We start from the raw sequence: 19,618 nt of genomic DNA, 5'->3' as shown, positions 1-19,618 counted from the left end.
TTCCTGCGAATACCTGTCGGACGACAGAAATTAGGGATGGCCGGTTTCCGCCGCGTATCGCGACCGTGTCTCCGCCGTTAGTGACTCCTCTCCTGGCGGGACTCCCCCACCGCGCCCTTGAACTGGGCGTCCGGCGGCGGGATCAGGGAGTGACGAGGGCGAAGTCGGGGTCGAAGTCGTCGAGCAGCCCGGCGAGGGTCTGGAGCACGGTCTCGTCCCCGTTCAGGGTGATCTTTCCCGCCGCGGCCGACTGCGGGGCGGTCGCCGGCTTGAGGAGTGTGGCGACGAGGGCCGCCTTGGGGCCGGTCACCGTGAGCTGGGTGTCGGGCGAGGGGCCGCGGCGGGCGTTGAGGACGCCTCGGCGGACCCACATCGTCCAGGTCTCCTCGGCCCCGGCGTCCGTGAAGCGGAAGTCGACGCGGAAGTCGGCGGTGGCGGCCTTGTCGCCGATGAGGTGGACGGCGGCGTAGTCGAAGAGGATGTCGATCGGCATGGCCAGGATCGAGTCCGGGCTGGCCGAGGCGAACGCCGCCGGCAGGACGCCCTCGCGGAGTTCCTTGGCCGCGGTGAGGAAGATGCCCCGCCACTGGGGCCCTTCGGCCTGGTAGCCCATCTGTTCGTAGGCGTCGGCCTGGAGGTTCTTCGCCTCGGTGTTCTCCGGGTCGGCGAACACCAGCGCGTGCAGGATCTGCGCGGCCCACCGGTAGTCGCCCGCGTCGAACGCGCGGCGCCCCTCGGCGAGGATCCGCTCGGGACCGATCAGCTCGGTGAGGCGGCGGGCCGACTCGACCGGGGGGTGGGGGTGGAGGGAGACGGGATCGCCGTCCCACATGCCGAGTTCCTTGGTGAACACGGCGCGGACGTCGTGGTGGAGGGTGCCGTGGTAGCCGCGGTTGAACCACTTGCGGCCCAGCTCCTCGGGCAGCTCGACCACCTCGGCCGCCTCCAACGGGGTGTATCCCTTGTTGGCGAGCCGGAGCGCCTGGTCGTGGATGTACTTGTACGTGTCGCGCTGCGACTCCAGGAACGAGGTGACCGGCTCGTTGCCCCAGACCGGCCAGGTGTGCGGCCCGTAGTGGACCTCCACGTCGTCGCCCCAGCGTTCCAGGGTCTCGTCGAGGTAGCGGGCGAAGTTGCGGGCGTCCCGGGTCCGCGCGCCGCGCAGCGTCTGGATGTTGTGCAGGGAGTGGTTGGCGTTCTCCGCGCACGTGAGCGCCCCGAGCTGGGGCACCCAGATGTGCATCTCCTCGGGCGCCTCGGTGTCCGGGGCGTAGAGGAACTCGAATTCCAGGCCGCCCAGTTCGCGCTTCTCGCCGGTCCTCGCGACCGGATCGGTCGGCGAGATGTACGAGATGGTGACCCCGGGCACGGTGGAGATGCCGATGCCGCAGGTGACGCAACCGGTCTCACCGAAGTCGAGCAGGCTGTTGAAGGCGTACGACGCCCGCCGAGACATGGCGTTGCCCGCGATGACGTTCTCGCCGATGGCGTGCTTGTCGAAGGAGGCGACGGTGCCCGGCGCGATGATGGGCACCTTGCCCGAGGCGACGTCCTCGACGCTCACCACGCCCTTGACACCGCCGTAGTGGTCGATGTGGGTGTGGGTGTAGACGACGGCGGCGACCGGCTTGTCGCTGACGTGCTCCCGGATCATGCCCATGGCCTGGGTGGCGGCCTCGACGGAGGCCATGCAGTCGACGACGACGAGACCCGTCTCGCCCTCGATGACGGTGAGGTTCGCGATGTCGTTGTTGCGCACCTGGAAGACCCCGTCGACCACCTTGTAGAGGCCGCCCTTCCTGATCAGCTGCGACTGCCGCCACAGGCTCGGGTTCACCGTGTCGGGGGCGGGGACGTCGTCGCCTATGTAGTCGAACCGCGCCGCGTCGAAGATCACCCGGCCGTCGCCGCCGTACAGCTTGTCGGGCAGCGGAGCGAGGAACCCACGGTCCCGGTCGGCGAAGTCCTGCCGGTCCTCCATCGCGTACCGGGCGAGAGCCTCCCGGTTGGCGGCCGCGGTCGCGGCGCTGGCAGGCTTGGACGAGTCAGCCATGGTCATCCTCTCCGTCACGGGCGAGGCCGGCCGTTCCCGGCACGCCCTGGCCTCCAGCCTGGGACGGGGGCCACCGATCGGCGAGACGACTTCGCCCGTTCGGGTGCACCCGCCTGCCGTACCGGTCCACGGAACGGCTGATGACGCACCGGTGCGCGCCCGCGGTCCCGCGTCGACAATGCTTGCCTGCCGGCTCACCAGGAGGTACTCGTGAGGATGTTGATCAATGTGCCCGAGTTTGGTGCGGCCGCAGGTCAGGGTGGAGTGCGAGGATCGAGCGGATCTCCGCCAGGGTCAGGCCGGCTCCCTGTGCGTCGCGGATGAAGACCAGCCGCGCGGCGGCCTGGTCGCGGTAGCCGCCGGAGGTGCGCGGTGGTGCGGGAAGCAGACCGCTCTGCTCGTAGAATGCGCGCCGACCTCCGCCACGCTCTGCGAAGCCGGATCAGCACAGCGTGGCCTCCCCGCTCGCACGGCCTGTACGGGCCGAGCCATCCCGGCGGAACCGTCAGCGTCTCCCTCTGGACATGCGAGGAATGGGCCGACGCGCACGCAGACCTTGACGCGTTCCTGACGTCTCACCTGCATCCGGCACTCCCCTGCCGCCGAAGTCCCCGACGACCGGGAGCTCGCCACGAAAGACGAACCGGCCCGGCGTGCTGCGCGCCGTCACCTCGCCGGGCCAGGCACGGCCATGTCGCCGCCGTGGAGGAGGCGGCGACGATCGCGATGCAAGTGGGGACCGTTCGACCCCAGCGAGGTGCGTGTCCTGTGGATCAGACTTGTGGTGTCGGATTCCGGGAGGTACTCATGAATGCCGACCTGAGCGTCGCCGAGCCCCTCTTGCTCGACGCGGTTCTGCCTGATTTCCGGTTCTCCCGCCTGGAGTGCGCGGTGATCGCCGCCGCGCCGGACATCGTGTACGGCGCAGCCCGTGATCTGGACATGCTGTCCATCCACTCGCCGCTGTTCGACGCGGTCATGTGGGCGCGTGGAGTGCCGGACCGGATGCGCCGTCGGCCCGTGGTCACACCGCCGTCGATGCGGGTGTCCGATCTGTTCGACACCGTCGCGGGTGGTGATCAGGGGGATCCCGAGGCCCAGCCCTGGGTTCCCCTGGGTGAGCGCGCGGGCCGCGAGATCGTCTTCGGCGCGGTCGGCAAGGTGTGGAAGCCCACCATCGAGTGGCGCCGTGTCGAACCCGGTGACTACGCGGGCTTCGACGAGCCCGGCTGGGCGAAGATGGCGGCCGCCTTCGTCGTCCACCCCTACGGTGCGCGGCAGTCCCTCCTGACCTACGAGGCGCGCACCGCCTGCACCGACCCGGATTCCACCACACGGTTCGGCCGCTACTGGACGCTGGTCTCCCCGGGCGTCGGCATCGTGCTGCGCGGGGCGCTGCGGTCGATCGAGAAGGCCGCTGAGGCCGGAGAACGAAGCACCTGAGGAGATGAGGCGTGATGCGTGCCGTGATCGTGTACGAGAGCCTGTTCGGGAACACGCGCGAGATCGCTGACGCGATCGGAGAGGGAGTGAAGGAGGCGCACCCGGACGCCGAGGTCGAGTGCGTGGCGGTCGCCGACGCGCTGCCCGAACGCATCGGTCCCACCGACCTCCTGGTCGTCGGCGGGCCGACCCATATGAGGGGCATGACCACCGGGATGAGCCGGAAGATGGGGCTGAAGTCCGAGGAGAAGGAGGCCGCGAAGGAGGAGCGTACCTTCGTCCCCCAGGAGGGCGCCGTAGGCCCTGGCGTCCGCGACTGGTTCCACGACACACTCCCGAAGGCCCATACCGGTACCCATGCTGCCGCGGCCTTCGACACCCGGGCGGACATACGTCTGGCCGGCGCCGCCGCCGGCGGCATCGCGCGCCGGCTGCGCGGCCATGGCTATGAACTCGTCGCGGAACCTGAAGGGTTCGTCATCGAGGACACCGAAGGGCCGCTGCGCGAGGGCGAAAGGGATCGCGCGAGGGCGTGGGGAGCAGCCCTCCAGGTCGCCTGACCGGCCCCCACAAGGTCGCCACCGATCTTCGTGATCACACATCGACCGGACGCCCTCGGTCCATGCCGGTGTCCTCCGTCCCCTGGCGGGCCGGCGCAAGGCAAGGAGCCCTTACGCCCGTACGGCTCCAGCCCCTTGGTCTTCCGGCGGCCTTCCATGACGGCGGACCAGCGGACGACGCTCATACGCCCTCCAGGACCAGGGCCACCCCACCGCTCAGCGCAGTTGTCCGGAAGCGTCCGCTCCCCTCATCCCTCACTCTCGTAGGAGGTCGAACCGTGATGTGAACGGCCGGTCGATAGAGGGAGAGGCGACCGAGGGGTACGAAGAGGGGGCCATCCGGCCCTCCCTCTCCGCCTGATGTGAAGCAGAGACTGGATGCGGACACCGACGAGGAGGTCCCCGATGAGCTCTCTCCCTTTCCCTCGGCTCACGACAGCTCTGTCCGCCGACCAACATGCCCGGCTGATGGCATGTGGCCGCCCGGTGGACCTCCCTGAAGGCACCCGGCTGTTCGAGGAGGGCGATCCCGCCCAGCGCTTCTGGATCCTTCGGACGGGCACGGTCACCTTGGACTTCGCTGTGCCTGGCACCCAGCCGGCAGTGATCGACACCGTGAATGCGGGTGAGCTGCTCGGATGGTCTTGGCTGTTCGCCCCGTATCGCCGGCACTTCGGCGCGGAGGCCATGACGCGTGTGCGGGCGTACGAGTTCGATGCACTGACCGTGCGCATGATGATGGACGCCGATCCTGCCCTCGGCTCCGCCCTCGGGCATTTCGTCGGGCAGACGCTCGCTCGTCGTCTCGTCGCCGCCCGAGTACGACTGCTCGATCTGTACGCCCCGCACGGCAGTGGCCTGTAGACCCTCTCGTCCACCTCCCGGAGAACGTCATGCCTGCCTCGCACTACACCGTCAGCGACGTCATGACCCACACCGCCATTGCGATCGGCGGTGACGCGCCCTACAAGGAAATCGTCGCGCTCTTGGACCAGTGGAAGGTGAGCGCCGTCCCCGTCCTTGAGGGAGAGGGACGAGTCGTCGGAGTCGTGTCGGAGGCGGATCTCCTGCCGAAGGAGGAGTTCCGGCTCGACGAGCCCCGCCCGGGCGAATTCGACGAGGCGGCCAAGGCCGGAGCCCTGCGGGCCGGGGAGCTCATGTCGAGTCCGGCCGTCACCGTCCACCCGGACGCCACGCTCGCCGAGGCGGCACGCATCATGGCCACCCGGAAGGTGAAGCGGCTGCCGGTGGTGAACGGCATCGGGATGCTGGAGGGGGTCGTCAGCCGGAGCGACCTGCTCAAGGTGTTCCTCCGTACGGACGGCGAGATCGAGGAGGAGATCCGCCGTTCCGTCCTCGGCGAGTCGGCCGCCCCGGCAGGGCTTGACGTGTCCGTACTGGAGGGTGTGGCCACCCTTCACGGTGCGCTCGTCGAACGGTCGCTGGTTCCGCTGCTCGCCCGCGCCGTGCGGGCGGTGGAGGGCGTCGTCGACGTCCGGATGGATCTCGGTGCCCACGAAGACGCCGCATGACGGACAATCCTTGTGGGGGCGGATACGAACCCACCGACCGCAGGGGTCGCCATGTCCGATCTGCCGGCAGCCGCCACACCCACGCGGGTCTTCCTCGTCGACGACCACGAGGTCGTCCGCCGGGGCCTTCGTGACCTGATCGACGACGAGCCCGACATGGACGTGGTCGGCGAGGCGGCGAGTGCGGAGCAGGCACTGTCCAGGGGCCCCGCCCTACGCCCGGACGTGGCGGTCCTCGACGTGCGGCTGCCCGATGGGGACGGCATCTCCGTGTGCCGGGAGCTGCGGTCTCGGATGCCTGACGTGGCGTGCCTGATGCTGACGTCGTTCGACGACGAGGACGCCCTCCTCGACGCGATCATGGCTGGGGCGGCCGGGTACGTCCTGAAGCAGATCAAGGGGTCGGATCTGGTGGCGGCGGTACGGACCGTGGCCACCGGGCAGTCGATGCTCGATCCGGCCACCACCGCCCGGCTGATGCACTCGCTGCGCGAACCCGAGGCGGCGAAGCCGCCGGAGGACGAGCGGCTCGCGGTGCTGTCCGCCAGGGAGCGGTCCGTACTCGACCTCATCGGCGAGGGACTCACCAACCGGCAGATCGCCAAGCGGCTCTATCTGTCGGAGAAGACCGTCAAGAACCACATCTCCCGGCTGCTCGGCAAACTCGGCGTGGAACGCCGCGTACAAGCGGCCGTCATCGCCGCACAGGTCCACGAGCACGACGCCGAGGGGACGTAGAAGCCTTCATTTCAGCTCGGTCGGGAGTGGGATCCTCCACTCGAGGACCGTGCCGCTGCCGGGCGCCGCTCTCGCGTGGACCGAAAGCGTGCCGCCCAGCCGCTCGGCCCGTTCGGACAGGTTCTGCAATCCGCTGCGGCTTCCGCCGTGCGGCATGCCCACACCGTCGTCACTCACCGTTACCACCAGCACGCCGTCGTCGGCCACGACCGACACCTCCGCCTTTCGGGCCCGGGCGTGCCGTGCCACATTGGTGAGGGCCTCCCCGAGGACGGCGAGCACCTCCCCGGCCGCTTCCGTCGGTACGTCGGTGTCGAGCAGGCCCTCCATACGCAGCGCCGGAGTGAATCCGAGCGTCGCCGCCGCCGAACCCACGGCCTTGACCAGGCGCTTTCGCAATTTCGGGGCGGTTCCCGGGGTGTCGTGTTCCCGTAGGCCGAAGATGGTCGATCGGATGATCTTGATGGTGGCGTCGAGGTCGTCGATGGCCCGGGTCAGCCGGTCCAAGGCCTCCGGGTGCTCGACGAAGCGCCGGGCACTCTGCAGCGTCATCCCCGTGGCGAACAAGCGCTGGATCGCCAGATCGTGGAGGTCTCGGGCGATCCGGTCGCGGTCCTCCAGAAGGCTCACCTGCTCGGCGTCACGACGGCGGTCGGCCAGTTCGAGCGCCAGTGCCGCCTGGCCCGCGAACCCGGGAAGCGCGGTGACCTCGGCGGTCGTGAAGGCGGGCCGCCCGTGACACCGCGCGAGGATCAGTACCCCTCTGAGCAGCTCCTTGGTGCCGACCGCGACGGCCACTGCCGGTCCGTACCCCTTCCACCGTTCGGTCTGCATCGTGATGGTCGGTTCGTTCTCGACGTCGGCGACCGTGACCAGGCCGTCCTGCGCGAGGGCGGCCTCGACGAGGGTTCCTTCGGTGCTCGGGAGGACGACGCCCCGGTGCGTTTCGGCGCCCTCGCCGCTGGCCAACGAGCCCCGCAGTTCGCCGCCCGGTCCGACCAGGTAGAAGACCCCCATGTCGGCGCCCGCGATGTCCACCGCCTGCTCCAGCATCCCGCCGAGGACCTCGGTCTCCTCCGCACCGGACAGGAGGGCACTGGTGAAGTCGGAGCTGGCGGCCAGCCAGCGCTGGCGCAGGCGGCCCTCCTCGTAGAGGCGGGCGTTCTCGATGGCGATGCCGGCCGCCACGGCCAGAGTCGTCACGACGGCCTCGTCCTCGGCGTCGAAGTCGGCTCCTCCGCGCTTCTCCGTGAGGTAGAGGTTGCCGAACACTTCGTCGCGGACCCGGATGGGGACGCCCAGGAACGTGTGCATCGGCGGATGATGGGCCGGGAAGCCGTACGAGGCCGGGTGCTCGGACAGCTCGGCGATGCGCAGCGCCTTCGGGTTGCGGATCAGTTCGCCGAGGATGCCGTGTCCGGACGGCAGAGCGCCGATCCGCTCACGGAGTTCGTCGTCGATGCCGATGGGGAGGAATTCGGAGAGCTTCAGGTCGTCACCGATGACGCCCAGGGCTCCGTACTCGGCGTCCACCAGAGTGACGGCGGACTCCACGATGTCGCGCAGCACCTGCGGCAGGTCGAGTCCGCGGCCCACGGACATAACGGCTTCGAGGAGCCCGTTGAGCCGGTCCCTGGTGCCACGCACCTCGTCGATACGCACCTGGACCTCGTCGAGCAGCTCGTCGAGTCGGAGCCGTGGCAGCCGTGTACCTGCGGGCTTGGTGTCCTCCCGGCCCATCGAACCTCCGGCTGCATCGAGCGCACGGGCTGCACCCGAAGCGCGCACTTTCACCGTAGTCCGGATGAACCACCCGTTCCTGTCGGGCCGCCCGGGTGGAGGGCGTTCCGTACGGCGCGGGCCGCGACGAATCCGGCGGGGGCGCACGCGAGAGCGATCCCGGCGCCCGCCCCCCGGCAAGTCCCGGACCGCTTCCACGACGGGCTTCGTCCACATGATCATCCGCCTGGGCTACGGCCCCCAGGGGCGGGCCACGCCGCGCCGGCCCGTCGCCGAGGTGCTCACCTTCGACTGAAACCGCCTCTCACAGACGGAACCAACGCTCCTGGCCGGGTGCGACAGTGCCCCTCCGGTCGCCGGGGAGCACGACGGCGAGCGGGCCCTCGGTCGAGACCGGGACCCGGACGGCCAGCCGCCCGGGAAGCATCCGCAGGCGCACCCCCCGATGACGGCCACAGCACAAGGTGAAGGTGAACCGCGGGATCCCCGCCAGCGGCACCGGAGCCACTCGAAGCCCCTCCGGTCCCGTTTCCAGGCCGGTGATCCCTCGTTCGACGAGGTCGATCGTGCCGGCCATCGCGCCGAGATGGATTCCCTCGCCGGTCGTTCCGCCCTGGACGTCGGCCACATCGGCGAGCAGGGCCTCCTCGCAGTACCGCCAGGCGTCGGCGCCCTTCTGCCGGGCCAGCACCCAGCCGTGGACGAGACTGCTCAGCGTCGAGCCGTGGCTGGTGCGCCGCAGGTGGTACGAGACGGTGGCACGCCACATCTCGTCGTCCAGCGCGTAGCCGAGCCGGCCGAACAGGCCGTACAGCTCCTCGGGCCGGAACAGGTAGCCCAGCATGAGGGTGTCGGCCTGCTTCGACGCCTGGTAGCGGTTGACCGTGTCGCCCTCGGCCTCCAGGATCCGGTCGAGCCTGCGGATGTCGCCGTACCGGGACCGGTACGCCTCCCAGTCGATTTCCGCCAGGTCTCCGTACCCCTCGAACTGGCTGACCACGCCCTGATGGAAGGGCACGTACAGACGGCGGGAAATGCCCTCCCAGCGAGCGAGTTCATCGTCGTCCAGCGACAGTTGCTCCGAGACCTCCGAGCGTCGGGCCTCGGGCAGTTCGCCGAGCAGGTCGAGGCCGCGGGCGAGCACCCAGGCGGCGGTCGCGTTGGTGTAGGCGTTGTCGTCGATCCCCGGCGTCGTGGCATCGGGATAGGCGTCGTGAAACTCGTCCGGTCCCACGACTCCGCGGATACGGTAACGGTCGAGCTCCGAGTCGAAGGTGGCGGCCCCGGACCAGTAGCGGGCTACCTCGAGGAGGATCTCCGCCCCGGCCGAGTGGAGGAATCCTCGGTCGCCGGTGGCCTGTGCGTACTTCCAGACGTTGTACGCGACGGCTGACCCCACATGGCGCTGGAGCCGGGATCGGTCGGCCAACCATCGCCCCGAGCGCGGGTTGAGGTGCAGGACCTGAGTCTCCTCTCGCCCCGAACTCGCGCTCTGCCAGGGATACATGGCCCCCTGATGACCGGCGAGGCGGGCGGCCTCGCGAGCGGCCGGCAGTCGCCTGTGCCGGTACATGAGCAGTGCCCGGGCCACCTCGGGGAAGTGGAGGTTCAGGTAGGGCAGGACGAAGAGCTCGTCCCAGAAGACATGTCCTCGGTAAGCCTCACCGTGCAGTCCGCGCGCAGGCACGCCCACGTCGAGGTCGGCCGTGTGCGGGGACAGCGTCTGCAACAGGTGGAACACGTGCAGCCGCAGGATGCGGCCGGCCTCACCGGGCACATGCAGCTCGCCCGCCTCCCAGACGCGCTGCCATGCCGCCCTGTGGGCGGAGAGCAGCTGGGGGAAGGCCGGAGTGCGAGCGATCACGTCAGTAGCTGCCCTGATCGGGTCGGCGGCGGGCCAGTCCCTTGATGTGTGCAGCGCCAGGGTCTTCACGACCATCGCCGAGCGGCGGGGAACGACCGGCAGGTGGTACGTCTGTTCGGTGCCGACCGAAGTGGCCGCCTCCCGCGCGGACCGCGCGGGGCGGGTGACCGTGCGCACGGCCATGGCGATCCGGATACCCGGGTCGAACGTACGGCAAGAGATCCAGGCGACGCCGCCGGCCTCGAATCCGGTCCGGAAGTCGGTGAGATGGCGCCCTTCGAGATGCCGGTACCGCTCGACTCCGGCGTTGGTGACGGCGCCGTCGAGCAGGGACCGCACCTCGACGGTGCCGCTCCAGCCGTAGGCGCGGAAGAGGGTGCACTGGGCCGCCAGTCCGGGATCTCCCATGTGAACGAGGCGGATGTGGCTGACGCGCAGGCCCCGCCCATGAGCGTCCTCGAAGAACAGACGTCGCGTGAGAACGCCCGCACGCAGGTCGAGGTGCACTTCGTAGTGGCGCAGTTCGTCGGCGTCGGGGGTGAGCCACTCGCCCGGCGGACCGTCGTCCGGGAGGCAGCGGTAGCGCAGCAGCGTCCAGTTCGGAAGGTTGACAAGGTCCTCGTTCTCGACCCGTTCGCCCGCGACGACCGAGGTGCGCCGGTCGTAGCAGCCGGCCAGGTAGGTGCCCGGGTAGTGCGTGGTCCCGGCGGGGCACTCGGGCGCGGAGCCCCGGGTGGCGAACCGGCCGTTGCCGAGGGTGCAGAGGGCTTCGACCAGCGGCTCGCGTTCCGGGGCGTACCGGTCGTAGCGCCATGTCCAGCCGGTGGTCACCCGTGATCACCCCACACGCTCCGGACCAGCGTGGCCAGATCGGGAACAACCAGGTCGGCGCCCTGCTCCCGCAGGAGGGCGGTGGTGCTCCGCAGCGGGGTGCGGTCGATTCCGACGACGAGACCGAAGCCGCCGCTACGCGCCGCCGCGACTCCGGCGACTGCGTCCTCGGCGACCGCGCTCTCCTGGGCGCGACTGCCCAGGAGAGCGGCCGCCCACAGGAAAAGCGCGGGATCCGGCTTGCCGGCGAGGCCGAGCCTGGCGGAGTCCTCGCCGTCCACGATCACCGAGAGAAGACCGGCGAGCCCGGCGGCACGGATCAGTGTCCGGGCGTGCCGGGAGGCGGAGACGGCTGCGCACGGCACGCCCGCCGTGCGCAGAGCCGTGAGGGCGGGCCGTACGTCGGCGAAGGCCATGACACCTTTCGTACGCAGCAGATCGACGAACGCCCGTTCCTTGTGTGCCGCGACGGCCCAGACCGTGCCGTGGCCGGGGGCGTCGTGGGGCTCTCCCGGGGGGAGGTGGAGGCCGCGGGCGGTGAGGAAGGCCGCGGCGCCGTCGTACCGGGATCTTCCGTCGACGAGTCGGCGGTACTCGGCGTCCGCGTCGAAGGGAGGCTGTGTCCCGTTGTCGGGCGCCAGTCGGTCGAGGCAGGCGTCGAAGGCGATCTTCCACGCCGCCGCGTGCACGACGGCGGAGTCGAGCAGTACGCCGTCGGTGTCGAGGACGACACTCTCCGGCGGCCGAGATCCCGGGCCTCGGCCGTTCATCAGGCCGCCGACGTGTCGGGTCATCAGGCCGCCGACGTGTCGGGGACGCTCACGACCGTGTGCTGCGGGCCGCCCAGCGCGACCTTGATGGCGCCTGTCTCGGCCGCGCGGCCGAAGACGTCGTACGCCTCCTCCATCTCCCCCAGCTCGAACCGGTGGGTGAGCAGTGCTGCCGACGGCAGCCGCCCCGCGGCCATCATGCGCAGCAGCATGGGGGTGGACGAGGTGTCCACCAGGCCGGTGGTGATCGTGACGTCCTTGATCCACAGGTCTTCGAGGTGAAGGGTCGCCGGCTTGCCGTGGACTCCGATGTTCGCGACCCTGCCACCTGGTCGGACCATGCGCGTGCACATCTCGAACGCCTCAGGGACACCGACGGCCTCCATGACGACGTCGGCGCCGAGGCCGTCGGTCAGATCCGCGACGAGCTGCTCGGGGCCTTCCTCGGCGTTCACGGTGGCGTCCGCGCCGAGGGCGCGGGCGGCGCTCAGCCGCGACTCGGCCAGGTCGACGGCGACGATACGGCCGGGACTGTAGAAGCCCGCCGTGATGACGGCGGCAAGGCCGATGGGGCCCGCACCGACCACGACCACCGTGTCGGACGGATGCACCGCGCCGTTCAGGACCCCGACCTCGTAGGCGGTGGGGAAGATGTCGGCAAGCAGGACGGCGTCGAAGTCGTCGATCGAGTCCGGTAGCGGGTGGACCGACAAGTCGGCGAAGGGCACCCGGACGTACTCGGCCTGGGTGCCGTCGACCGTGTGGCCGAGGATCCAGCCGCCTCCGCCCCGGCACTGTCCGTAGCGGCTCTCACGGCAGAACCGGCACCTTCCGCAGGCCGTGATGCAGGAGACCAGGACGCGGTCGCCCGGCCGTACCGTGCGGACGTCGCCTCCGGTCTCCACCACCGTGCCGACCGCCTCGTGTCCGAGGACCCGGCCGGGCGTCACCTCGGGGACGTCGCCCTTCAGGATGTGCAGGTCCGTGCCGCAGATGGTGACGGCGTCGACGCGGACGACCGCGTCGGCGGGATCCTCGACGACCGGGTCGGGCATGTCCTGCCAGGCGATACGCCCCGGCCCCTGGAAGACGAGTGCCTTCATGGCGCCCACCCACTTCCTGTCGCACGTCGCTGCGGTCCTCGTCCACCAGGCTGCATCCGGTACCCGGGCGGCGCATGGGCCGGTCGGCCCCCCGATGTGCCCGTACGGACTCTCGGGGCGGGCCGGTTCAGGATGCGAGGGTGGAGACCGGTACACGTTCCGAAGGAGGGACGGCCATGTCCGAGGCAGCCCCGAACCCCGCTCCCACGCCCCCGCGGCCGGCCCTGCTCAGTTTCCTGGGTGGCGTGGGGACGGTCACCGGCAGCAAGTTCCTGGTCGAGAGCGACCATGCGCGGATCCTCCTCGACTGCGGTCTCTTCCAGGGTTTCGCGAAGCTGCGGCACCGCAACTGGGAGCGGTTCGCCCGCGACGCCGCGGACGTGGACGCCGTGGTCGTGGTCGGCTTCGCCGCCGCGGGGACCCGGGCCCGGGACCTCGTGGACGGGGTCCGGACGCTCAAGATGTTCGGCGAGTACGTGCCCGTACGGGCCGAGGTCGCCGACGTGCCCCACTTCTCGGCCCACGCCGACGCGGGCCAGATCGTGGACTGGCTGCGCGACGCTCCTCCCCCGCACACCACCCACCTCGTCCACGGCGAGCCGACCGCTTCCGAGGCGCTGCGCGATCGCATCGACCGCGAACTGGGCTGGACGGCCGTCGTACCCCGCTCCGGGGAGGCCGTCCTGGTCCGCTGACCCGGGCCCAACGGTCCCCGGGCTGTGACCTGCCCGGCCCTACCTGGGCAGGACCGCAGCCGTTGCGACAACGCCCGCCCGCCGATCCCTCAGGTAAGGAAAGTGCGATGTCACCTCATCCGTTCACCGTCGCCGACGTGATGACCAAGAAGGTCGTCGCCATCAAGCCCGGCGCGGACTTCAAGGAGATCGTCGCCGCCATGGAGCGCTGGAAGGTGACGGCCGTACCGGTCATCGAGGGCGAGGGCCGCGTCGTCGGGGTGGTCTCCGAGGCCGACCTGCTCCTCAAGGAGGAGTTCCACGACCACCGCCTCGGCCTCGTCGAACAGATGCGACGGCTCGACGCCACCGCCAAGGCCGGATATCGCCGGGCCGAGGACCTGATGACCTCGCCCCCGGTCACCGTCGCTCCCGAGGCATCCCTGCCCAGGGCCGCCCGCCTCATGGCCGCCCATCGCGTGAAGCGGCTGCCGGTCGTCGACGCGAGCGGCGTCATCCAGGGCATCGTGAGCCGGTCCGACCTCCTCAAGGTGTTCCTCCGCCCCGACGAGGATCTCGCCGCCGAGGTGCGCCGCGACGTCGTCCAGCACCTCTTCCCGCTCTCTCAGCGCGGGGTCGACGTCCGCGTCGACGCCGGAGTCGTGACGCTGTCCGGCCAGGTCCGCGACAGCGCGCTCATCCCGCTCGCAGCCCGCCTGGCCCGCGCCGTCGAAGGCGTGGTGGACGTACGATGCGAGCTCACCGCCCAGGGGCGGACATAGCCATGTCCGGCCGCTCCGGTACAGGTCACGGGGCCGCCGCGCACGAATCTGGACGCGGCGTACAAGCTGGTCGAGTACGACGGCCGGCCCGTCATGGAGCTCTCGTCGGCGAAGGTGACGGCTCCTGCCCCTGCTCGCCATCCCCCAGTATCTCGTGATCGCCTTCTTCACCAGCGGCGTGCACGCGGAATGGTGGAGCAGCGGCCTGATCACCCTGCTGGCGCTCATCGCGGCCTACCCGCCCTTCCGTCTCGACCAGGGCGGTCACGAACCAGGGACGGTGGACGGCGGCCGACGGCGGCGCCGCCTGGCGCGCCGCAGCTCGTCCGTGCCCCACACCAGGACCGGGAAGGTCGCGATGAGCAGGACGACGTCCAAGGGCAGCGCGGCTGTGCCGAAGAGGTGCTGGAGCGGGGGCGCGTAGACCAGGGCGGCCGTGAACGCGAGTTCGAAGGCGATGCCGGCGAGCAGCAGCGGATTCGAGAACACCCCGATGTCGCGCAGCGCCGCGTGGTCGGTGCGGGCCGCGAACGCCGTGCCGACCTGGCAGGTGACGATGCCGGCGAAGGTGGCCGTGGTGGCCGTCACGTAGGCGTGGTGCAAGGGGCTGCCGGTCCCCGTGGGGTCGCCCGGCTGCCAGCCCGCGCGCCACAGCACGTAGAAGTAGCCCGCCATGACGAGGACCGCAGACATGAGGCCCAGGTACCCCCAGCTCCGTATGAGCATGTCGCGGGAGATCACGCCCTGGTGCCGCGGTCGCGGGGGCCGCTGCATGATGCCGGGCTCGGAACGTTCCCGGCCCAGGGCGAGGGCGGGCAGGGTCTCGGTGCCGAGGTCGATGGCGAGGATCTGGAGGACGGTGAGCGGGAGCGGTACCGTGCCGGCGGAGAGCGCGAAGACGAGGAAGGGCACGATCTCCGGGGTCGCGTGGGCGAAGATGTAGACGATGAACTTGCGTACGTTGTCGTAGACGCGGCGCCCGGCTTCGACCGCGGTCACGATGGTGGCGAAGTCGTCGTCGGTGAGCACCATGGTGGCGGCCTCTCGGGCCACGTCGGTGCCGGAGCGTCCCATGGCCACCCCGATGTGGGCGCGGTGCAGTGCGGGGGCGTCGTTGACGCCGTCACCGGTCATGGCGACGATCCGGCCGTGCTCCCGCAGGGTGTCGGCCACCTTGAGCTTCGTCTCCGGCGAGGAGCGGGCGAAGACGATCTCGTCGTCTCCTTCCACGAGGAGCCGGTCCAGTTCGTCGTCGCCCAGTGACTCCGACGCCGCGACCACGTGCAGGCGGGGTACTCCGATGCCGACCTCCCGGGCGACGGCCGCGGCGGTGGCGCCGTTGTCGCCCGTCACGACATGTACCCGGATCCCGGCCTCGTGGCAGCGGCGTACGGCCTCCGCCACCTCGGAGCGCGGCGGGTCGTACAGCCCGACGAGCCCGAGCAGGGTCAACCCCGACTCCGCGTCCTCACGGCGTGACGGCAGCTCCGCGCCACTCGGCACGTCGCGTACGGCGACGGCCAGGACCCGCATGCCGCCACCGGCCAGGTCCTCGGCCGCGACGCGGGCCGATTCCGCCGCGGTTCCGGGCAGGAGGCGGTCCAGCACCGCCTCGGGCGCACCCTTGACCACGATCCGCGTGGGGCCCCGCGTCTCCCCGCCCCGCGTCTCCCCGCCCCGCGTCTCCCCGCCCTGCGTCTCCCCGCCCCGCGTCTCGCCTCCCTGCACGACCGACATCAGGCGCAGCCGCGGGTCGAAGCGGAACAGCGCCCGCCGTCCCGCGTCGCGCCGCCCCAGGTCGAGCGGAGCCCCCTGGTCGGCGGCGCCGACGACCAGGGCGGCCTCGGTGGGGTCGCCGTGCAGTTCGCCGTCGGATTCTCGCGTGACCGTGGTGCACAGGGCGCCCGCCCTCGCCAACTCCTCCGCCCAGGGGCCCGGCTCCGACCCGTGGTCGACGGTCCACAGCGTCCTGAGACGCATGCTGTTGCGGGTGAGTGTGCCGGTCTTGTCCGTGCAGATGACGCTCGTGGAACCCAGGGTCTCCACGGCACTGAGCCGTTTGACCAGGGCACCCCGGCGGGCCAGGGCGCGGACGCCGACGGCCAGCGCCAGTGTGATGGTCGGAAGGAGTCCCTCCGGGACGTTGGCGACGAGCAGCCCGATGGCGAACGTCAGGGAGTCGGTGACCGGAAGCCCGACCGCCACCCCCAGGACGAGAAACACGACGCCCATGCCGGTCGCGACGCCGGCGATGAGCCACGCGACCCGCTTGACCTGCCGTTCCAGAGGGCTCGCCTCGCGTCGCGTCCGCTGGCTGAGCGCGGCGATCCGACCGAGTTCGGTGTGGTTCCCGGTGGCGAACACGATGGCACGCGCCTGGCCCCCGACACAGGTCGTCCCGCTGAAGACGAGGTTCGGCTCCTCGAGCAGCGGGGCGCCGAGGACACCGGCCGAGGCGATCCGTTCCACCGGCACGGACTCGCCCGTGAGCATCGACAGGTCGACCTCGACACCACCCTCGGTGACGTGCGCGTCGGCGGGGACCTTGTCGCCCTCGTCCAGGAGGATCAGATCGCCCGGTACGAGGTCACGGGCCTCCACGACGCGGGGCTGCCCGTCGCGTACGGCGAGGGCGTGCTCGGGCAGATAGCGGGCGAGTGTCTCCACCGCCCGCTCCGCCTGACGCTCCTGGAGCAGGGCGAAAGCCGCGTTGACGGCGATGACCGCGATGATCGCCCAACCGAGGACCGCCAGGTCCGCGACGAAGGCGAGGGCGGCGGCAGCCCACAGCAGCAGGGCCAGGGGGTGGATCAGCTGCCCGACCAGCTCGCGCACGAAGGAGGAGCGCACCTTGCGCCGTACTTCGTTCGGTCCGTGGACGGCGAGGCGCCGGGCGGCCTCGCGGGCCGAGAGACCATCCGGCCCCGTGGCGAGTTCTCGACGCAGCCGGGGCAGCGGTTCGCTGGGGTCGAAGGGCGGCGCCTCGGTGGAGGCGGCGGTCCGCTCCGGGGTGGCACGGCTGTCGGCACGGTCAGTCATCGTCGTCCCCTGCACCGCTGCCGCGGCGGAGTCGGCCGGACCATACGGGTTCCACCTGCTCCCACTCGCGTTCCCAGGCCGCGAGCCGGTGACCTCGGGTCCGCTGCCCTACGAGGAAGACCACGGCGGCGCCCGTCACCCCGACCACACCCGCCGCCCCCATACCGCCCGAGAGCGAGGTGAGAGCGCGGTCCGCAGTCCTGCCCGGGGGCCGGGCGGGGGCCCCTGCGTCGTCCACCCAGATCGTCACGGCGCGCCCCTGGGGTGTCCGTAGCGGGACGTGAATGGTGCCGGACCGACGGACGTGCTCGGGCTGCTCCCACACAGCCGGCGCGACGGCCTGCGCCTTGGAGCCGTACCGGGTGGCGACGGGTGGTTCCTTGGCCGGCCCGGTGGTCGTCGCGGTCACCCGATGACGGTGGACGGCGAGTTCCCGGTCGGCCTTGGCTCCGGCCGCCCAAAGGCTCCCGGCGGCCACGGCACCGCAGATCAGAGCGATCATCAGCACGACGACCAGGGCGGCGCGCCTTGCGAGTCTCCTGGGCGGTGTGGTCCCGCTCCCCGACGGCTCGTGGTGGAGCATGCCGAACCTCCCGTCGGGGTGGCCCCGCCCATCTGTCAGAGGCCCGATTCAGTGGGTGTCGTCGAGTTCCGTTCCGATGTGGTGGGCCCATGCCCGGATGCGTTCCGGATTGCGGAAGTCGCCGCCCTTGCCCCGGCGCACCATCGCGCGTGCGATCGGGTCCGACGTCCCGGCGGTCACGGCGCCGCCGAAGGTCATGTGCTCGCGAGCACCGAGCTTCTTCATCCGTCGGGCGACTCCTCGTACGGGCGGGATGTCGTGCTGCTCCGCGGAACTGTCGACGGGACCGCTGCTGAACAGCCAGAGAGGCCGGTGCCTGAGCTGTTCGGCGTTGCGCCGGGCGCACCGTCGCGCCTTGCCGGTCCAGTGGCCTGCGTAGAGGGCTCCGCCGAGGACGACTCCGTCGTAGCCGCTGACGTCGGTGACGGTGTCGGCCGGAAGAACGACGGCGTAGAAGCCGTCGTCCCGGAGCGTCCGGCCGATCTCTTCGGCGATTCCGGCGGTCGCGCCCTCCTTGCTGCCATAGGCGACCAGGACACGCTTGGCGTTCATGATTCCGCGCCCTCGGCCGGCTTGTCGCCCCGCTTCACCGGAACGGTCCGAACGGACGTGGTCTCCTCGTCGGGCATCGGGATGCGGATGGTGAGGATGCCGTCCGCGTACGACGCCTCGACGTCGTCGGCGGGGATCGTGCCCGGGAGGCGCACGGTCCTGCGGAACGATCCGTAGCGGAACTCCGAATGCTCCTTGTCCTCCGTGCTCTCGATGTGCTCCGCACTCACCGTGATGAGGTTGTCGTCGACGGTGATGCCGATGTCGTCGTCCGGGTCCATCCCCGGCAGCTCGGCCCGCAGCACGTACACGCCGTCACCGCTGGTCACCTCCACGGGAATGGAGTGAGCAGCCGTCGCGGGTCGCCACCCGGGCAGCCCCGGAAACTCCCGGTTGAACCAGTCGTTGAAGTCGGGGAAGAGGCTGTGCCTGCGTTCCACCTTGCCTCCGGCCATTGTTCTGCTCCTCGTTCCCGGGGGCCCAGGGCGGTCGCCGTGGACCCGAGTCGGTACGGACGGGCGGTCGACCGGGTTACCGGGGCCGGTCTCACTCCGTAGCCCAATCCTCCGCCCGCGAGGTCACGTGGCGCAGCGTCCAAGGGGGCTGTCCGACGGGGCCGAACGGGCCGCACCTGGACCGACCGGCCCATGGCGCCACGGCTCCAGTGCTGTCAGCAGCAGACCTTCTCGACGAAATGCCCCACCCGTTCCTCCGGCAGGTGCCGCGCCAGGTCCGCCTCACTGATCATGCCGACCAGGCGGTGGTCGTCGATCACGGGCACGCGGCGGACACGGTGGTCCTGCATCGTGCGGAGCACCACTTCGCTGTCGGCTCCCGCGTCCACGGTGACCGGCTTGCCCTGGGCGAGGTCCCCGGCCGTCATCCGGTGGGGGTCCTTGCCCTTGGCGAGGCACTTCACCACGATGTCCCGATCGGTGATGATGCCGTGCAGCCGGTCGTCCGGCCCGCAGATGGGCAGCGCGCCGACATCCAGTTCGCTCATGCGGCGCGCGGCGTCCATGAGGTTCTCGTTCTCCTGCACACAGCTCGCACCGGAGTGCATGATCTCTCTTGCGGTCGTCATGGCCGCGTCCTCCTTTCCGGCCCCCCTGCTCACGATCCAGCCGATTCCCCATGGGTTCAGAGGAAGAGCGCCGACACCCTGACGGTGTGAACCGGGCGCCAGGGACGCCCCATCGCCCTTCCGTGGGCAGCTGGTGGTTCCTGGCACCCGCTCGGCCGACGCCGTGCCGAGCGGGGTCACGGGCACGGGCCGGTCGGTCGTACCGGAACGGGACCGGTCGGCCCGTGCCGGGTCGCCGGTCCGGTGCTCGCGGTGCGGAAGGGGGACGGT

At 70.7% G+C, this 19,618-nt stretch carries 17 protein-coding genes and 1 pseudogene; 7 read left to right on the top strand and 11 right to left on the bottom strand.

What is annotated here, in order from left to right:
* Positions 1 to 142: 142 nt before the first annotated feature.
* Entirely contained in the window at positions 143 to 2,053 is a 1,911-nt protein-coding gene (locus tag ACZ6K0_RS23190) for an alkyl/aryl-sulfatase (RefSeq protein ID WP_469230067.1), read from the bottom strand.
* 223 nt (positions 2,054 to 2,276) lie between these two features.
* Positions 2,277 to 2,447, bottom strand: a pseudogene (locus ACZ6K0_RS23185) (MerR family DNA-binding protein); the annotation flags it as partial.
* 413 nt (positions 2,448 to 2,860) lie between these two features.
* Here ACZ6K0_RS23185 and ACZ6K0_RS23180 point away from each other — a divergent pair.
* The 5 genes from ACZ6K0_RS23180 (at position 2,861) to ACZ6K0_RS23160 (ending at position 6,326) form a co-directional block, all read left to right on the top strand.
* A complete protein-coding gene (locus ACZ6K0_RS23180; RefSeq protein WP_469230065.1) occupies positions 2,861 to 3,496 on the top strand; it encodes a hypothetical protein in 636 nt (211 codons plus the stop codon).
* Between the two features lie 14 nt (positions 3,497 to 3,510).
* Positions 3,511 to 4,056, top strand: a complete 546-nt coding sequence (locus ACZ6K0_RS23175; protein ID WP_469230063.1) for a flavodoxin domain-containing protein — start codon at positions 3,511 to 3,513, stop codon at positions 4,054 to 4,056.
* A 405-nt stretch (positions 4,057 to 4,461) separates the two neighbouring features.
* Positions 4,462 to 4,920, top strand: a complete 459-nt coding sequence (locus tag ACZ6K0_RS23170) for a Crp/Fnr family transcriptional regulator (protein WP_376404453.1) — start codon at positions 4,462 to 4,464, stop codon at positions 4,918 to 4,920.
* Between the two features lie 29 nt (positions 4,921 to 4,949).
* Positions 4,950 to 5,588, top strand: a complete 639-nt coding sequence (locus ACZ6K0_RS23165) for a CBS domain-containing protein (protein WP_469230060.1) — start codon at positions 4,950 to 4,952, stop codon at positions 5,586 to 5,588.
* Positions 5,589 to 5,639: 51 nt separating this feature from the next.
* On the top strand, positions 5,640 to 6,326 hold the full coding sequence (locus tag ACZ6K0_RS23160) for a response regulator (protein ID WP_376404457.1): 687 nt from the start codon (positions 5,640 to 5,642) through the stop codon (positions 6,324 to 6,326).
* A gap of 6 nt (positions 6,327 to 6,332) precedes the next feature.
* Here the strand turns inward: ACZ6K0_RS23160 and ACZ6K0_RS23155 are convergent, their stop codons facing one another.
* The 4 genes from ACZ6K0_RS23155 to ACZ6K0_RS23140 all read right to left on the bottom strand — a co-directional run bounded on the left by ACZ6K0_RS23155 (position 6,333) and on the right by ACZ6K0_RS23140 (position 12,634).
* The gene (locus ACZ6K0_RS23155; RefSeq protein WP_469230058.1) at positions 6,333 to 8,066 is read right to left on the bottom strand and encodes a sensor histidine kinase; all 1,734 of its coding nucleotides are present in this window, start codon (positions 8,064 to 8,066) and stop codon (positions 6,333 to 6,335) included.
* A 304-nt stretch (positions 8,067 to 8,370) separates the two neighbouring features.
* Positions 8,371 to 10,761, bottom strand: coding sequence for a glycoside hydrolase family 65 protein (locus tag ACZ6K0_RS23150; protein ID WP_469230057.1), 2,391 nt, complete (start codon positions 10,759 to 10,761; stop codon positions 8,371 to 8,373).
* Entirely contained in the window at positions 10,758 to 11,555 is a 798-nt protein-coding gene (locus ACZ6K0_RS23145; RefSeq protein WP_469230054.1) for an HAD family hydrolase, read from the bottom strand. The genes ACZ6K0_RS23150 and ACZ6K0_RS23145 overlap by 4 nt, the downstream gene beginning before the upstream one ends.
* A complete protein-coding gene (locus ACZ6K0_RS23140) occupies positions 11,555 to 12,634 on the bottom strand; it encodes a zinc-dependent alcohol dehydrogenase family protein (protein WP_469230052.1) in 1,080 nt (359 codons plus the stop codon). The genes ACZ6K0_RS23145 and ACZ6K0_RS23140 overlap by 1 nt, the downstream gene beginning before the upstream one ends.
* Positions 12,635 to 12,810: 176 nt before the next feature.
* Between ACZ6K0_RS23140 and ACZ6K0_RS23135 the strand changes: the two genes are divergently transcribed.
* On the top strand, positions 12,811 to 13,329 hold the full coding sequence (locus ACZ6K0_RS23135; RefSeq protein WP_469230050.1) for an MBL fold metallo-hydrolase RNA specificity domain-containing protein: 519 nt from the start codon (positions 12,811 to 12,813) through the stop codon (positions 13,327 to 13,329).
* A 107-nt stretch (positions 13,330 to 13,436) separates the two neighbouring features.
* Positions 13,437 to 14,090: a CBS domain-containing protein gene (locus ACZ6K0_RS23130; protein ID WP_469230049.1), complete on the top strand. Its 654-nt coding sequence runs from the start codon at positions 13,437 to 13,439 to the stop codon at positions 14,088 to 14,090.
* Positions 14,091 to 14,354: 264 nt separating this feature from the next.
* On the opposite strand, the gene ACZ6K0_RS23125 is transcribed toward ACZ6K0_RS23130, so the two are convergent.
* From ACZ6K0_RS23125 to ACZ6K0_RS23105, 5 genes are all read right to left on the bottom strand, one after another.
* Complete coding sequence (locus tag ACZ6K0_RS23125) at positions 14,355 to 17,129, bottom strand: cation-translocating P-type ATPase (RefSeq protein ID WP_469230047.1); 2,775 nt, start codon at positions 17,127 to 17,129, stop codon at positions 14,355 to 14,357.
* On the bottom strand, positions 17,122 to 17,712 hold the full coding sequence (locus ACZ6K0_RS23120; protein ID WP_469230045.1) for an Rv1733c family protein: 591 nt from the start codon (positions 17,710 to 17,712) through the stop codon (positions 17,122 to 17,124). The genes ACZ6K0_RS23125 and ACZ6K0_RS23120 overlap by 8 nt, the downstream gene beginning before the upstream one ends.
* Before the next feature lie 48 nt (positions 17,713 to 17,760).
* Positions 17,761 to 18,264: a flavodoxin domain-containing protein gene (locus tag ACZ6K0_RS23115; RefSeq protein ID WP_469230043.1), complete on the bottom strand. Its 504-nt coding sequence runs from the start codon at positions 18,262 to 18,264 to the stop codon at positions 17,761 to 17,763.
* Complete coding sequence (locus tag ACZ6K0_RS23110) at positions 18,261 to 18,719, bottom strand: Hsp20/alpha crystallin family protein (protein WP_469230042.1); 459 nt, start codon at positions 18,717 to 18,719, stop codon at positions 18,261 to 18,263. The genes ACZ6K0_RS23115 and ACZ6K0_RS23110 overlap by 4 nt, the downstream gene beginning before the upstream one ends.
* Before the next feature lie 215 nt (positions 18,720 to 18,934).
* Positions 18,935 to 19,348, bottom strand: coding sequence for a CBS domain-containing protein (locus ACZ6K0_RS23105; RefSeq protein ID WP_376404478.1), 414 nt, complete (start codon positions 19,346 to 19,348; stop codon positions 18,935 to 18,937).
* Positions 19,349 to 19,618 lie beyond the last annotated feature (270 nt).

The organism is Streptomyces sp. NPDC042346 (assembly GCF_055581845.1).
The sequence above is the reverse complement of the archived record's forward strand: the minus strand, read 5'-3'. Positions and strand labels throughout refer to the sequence as shown.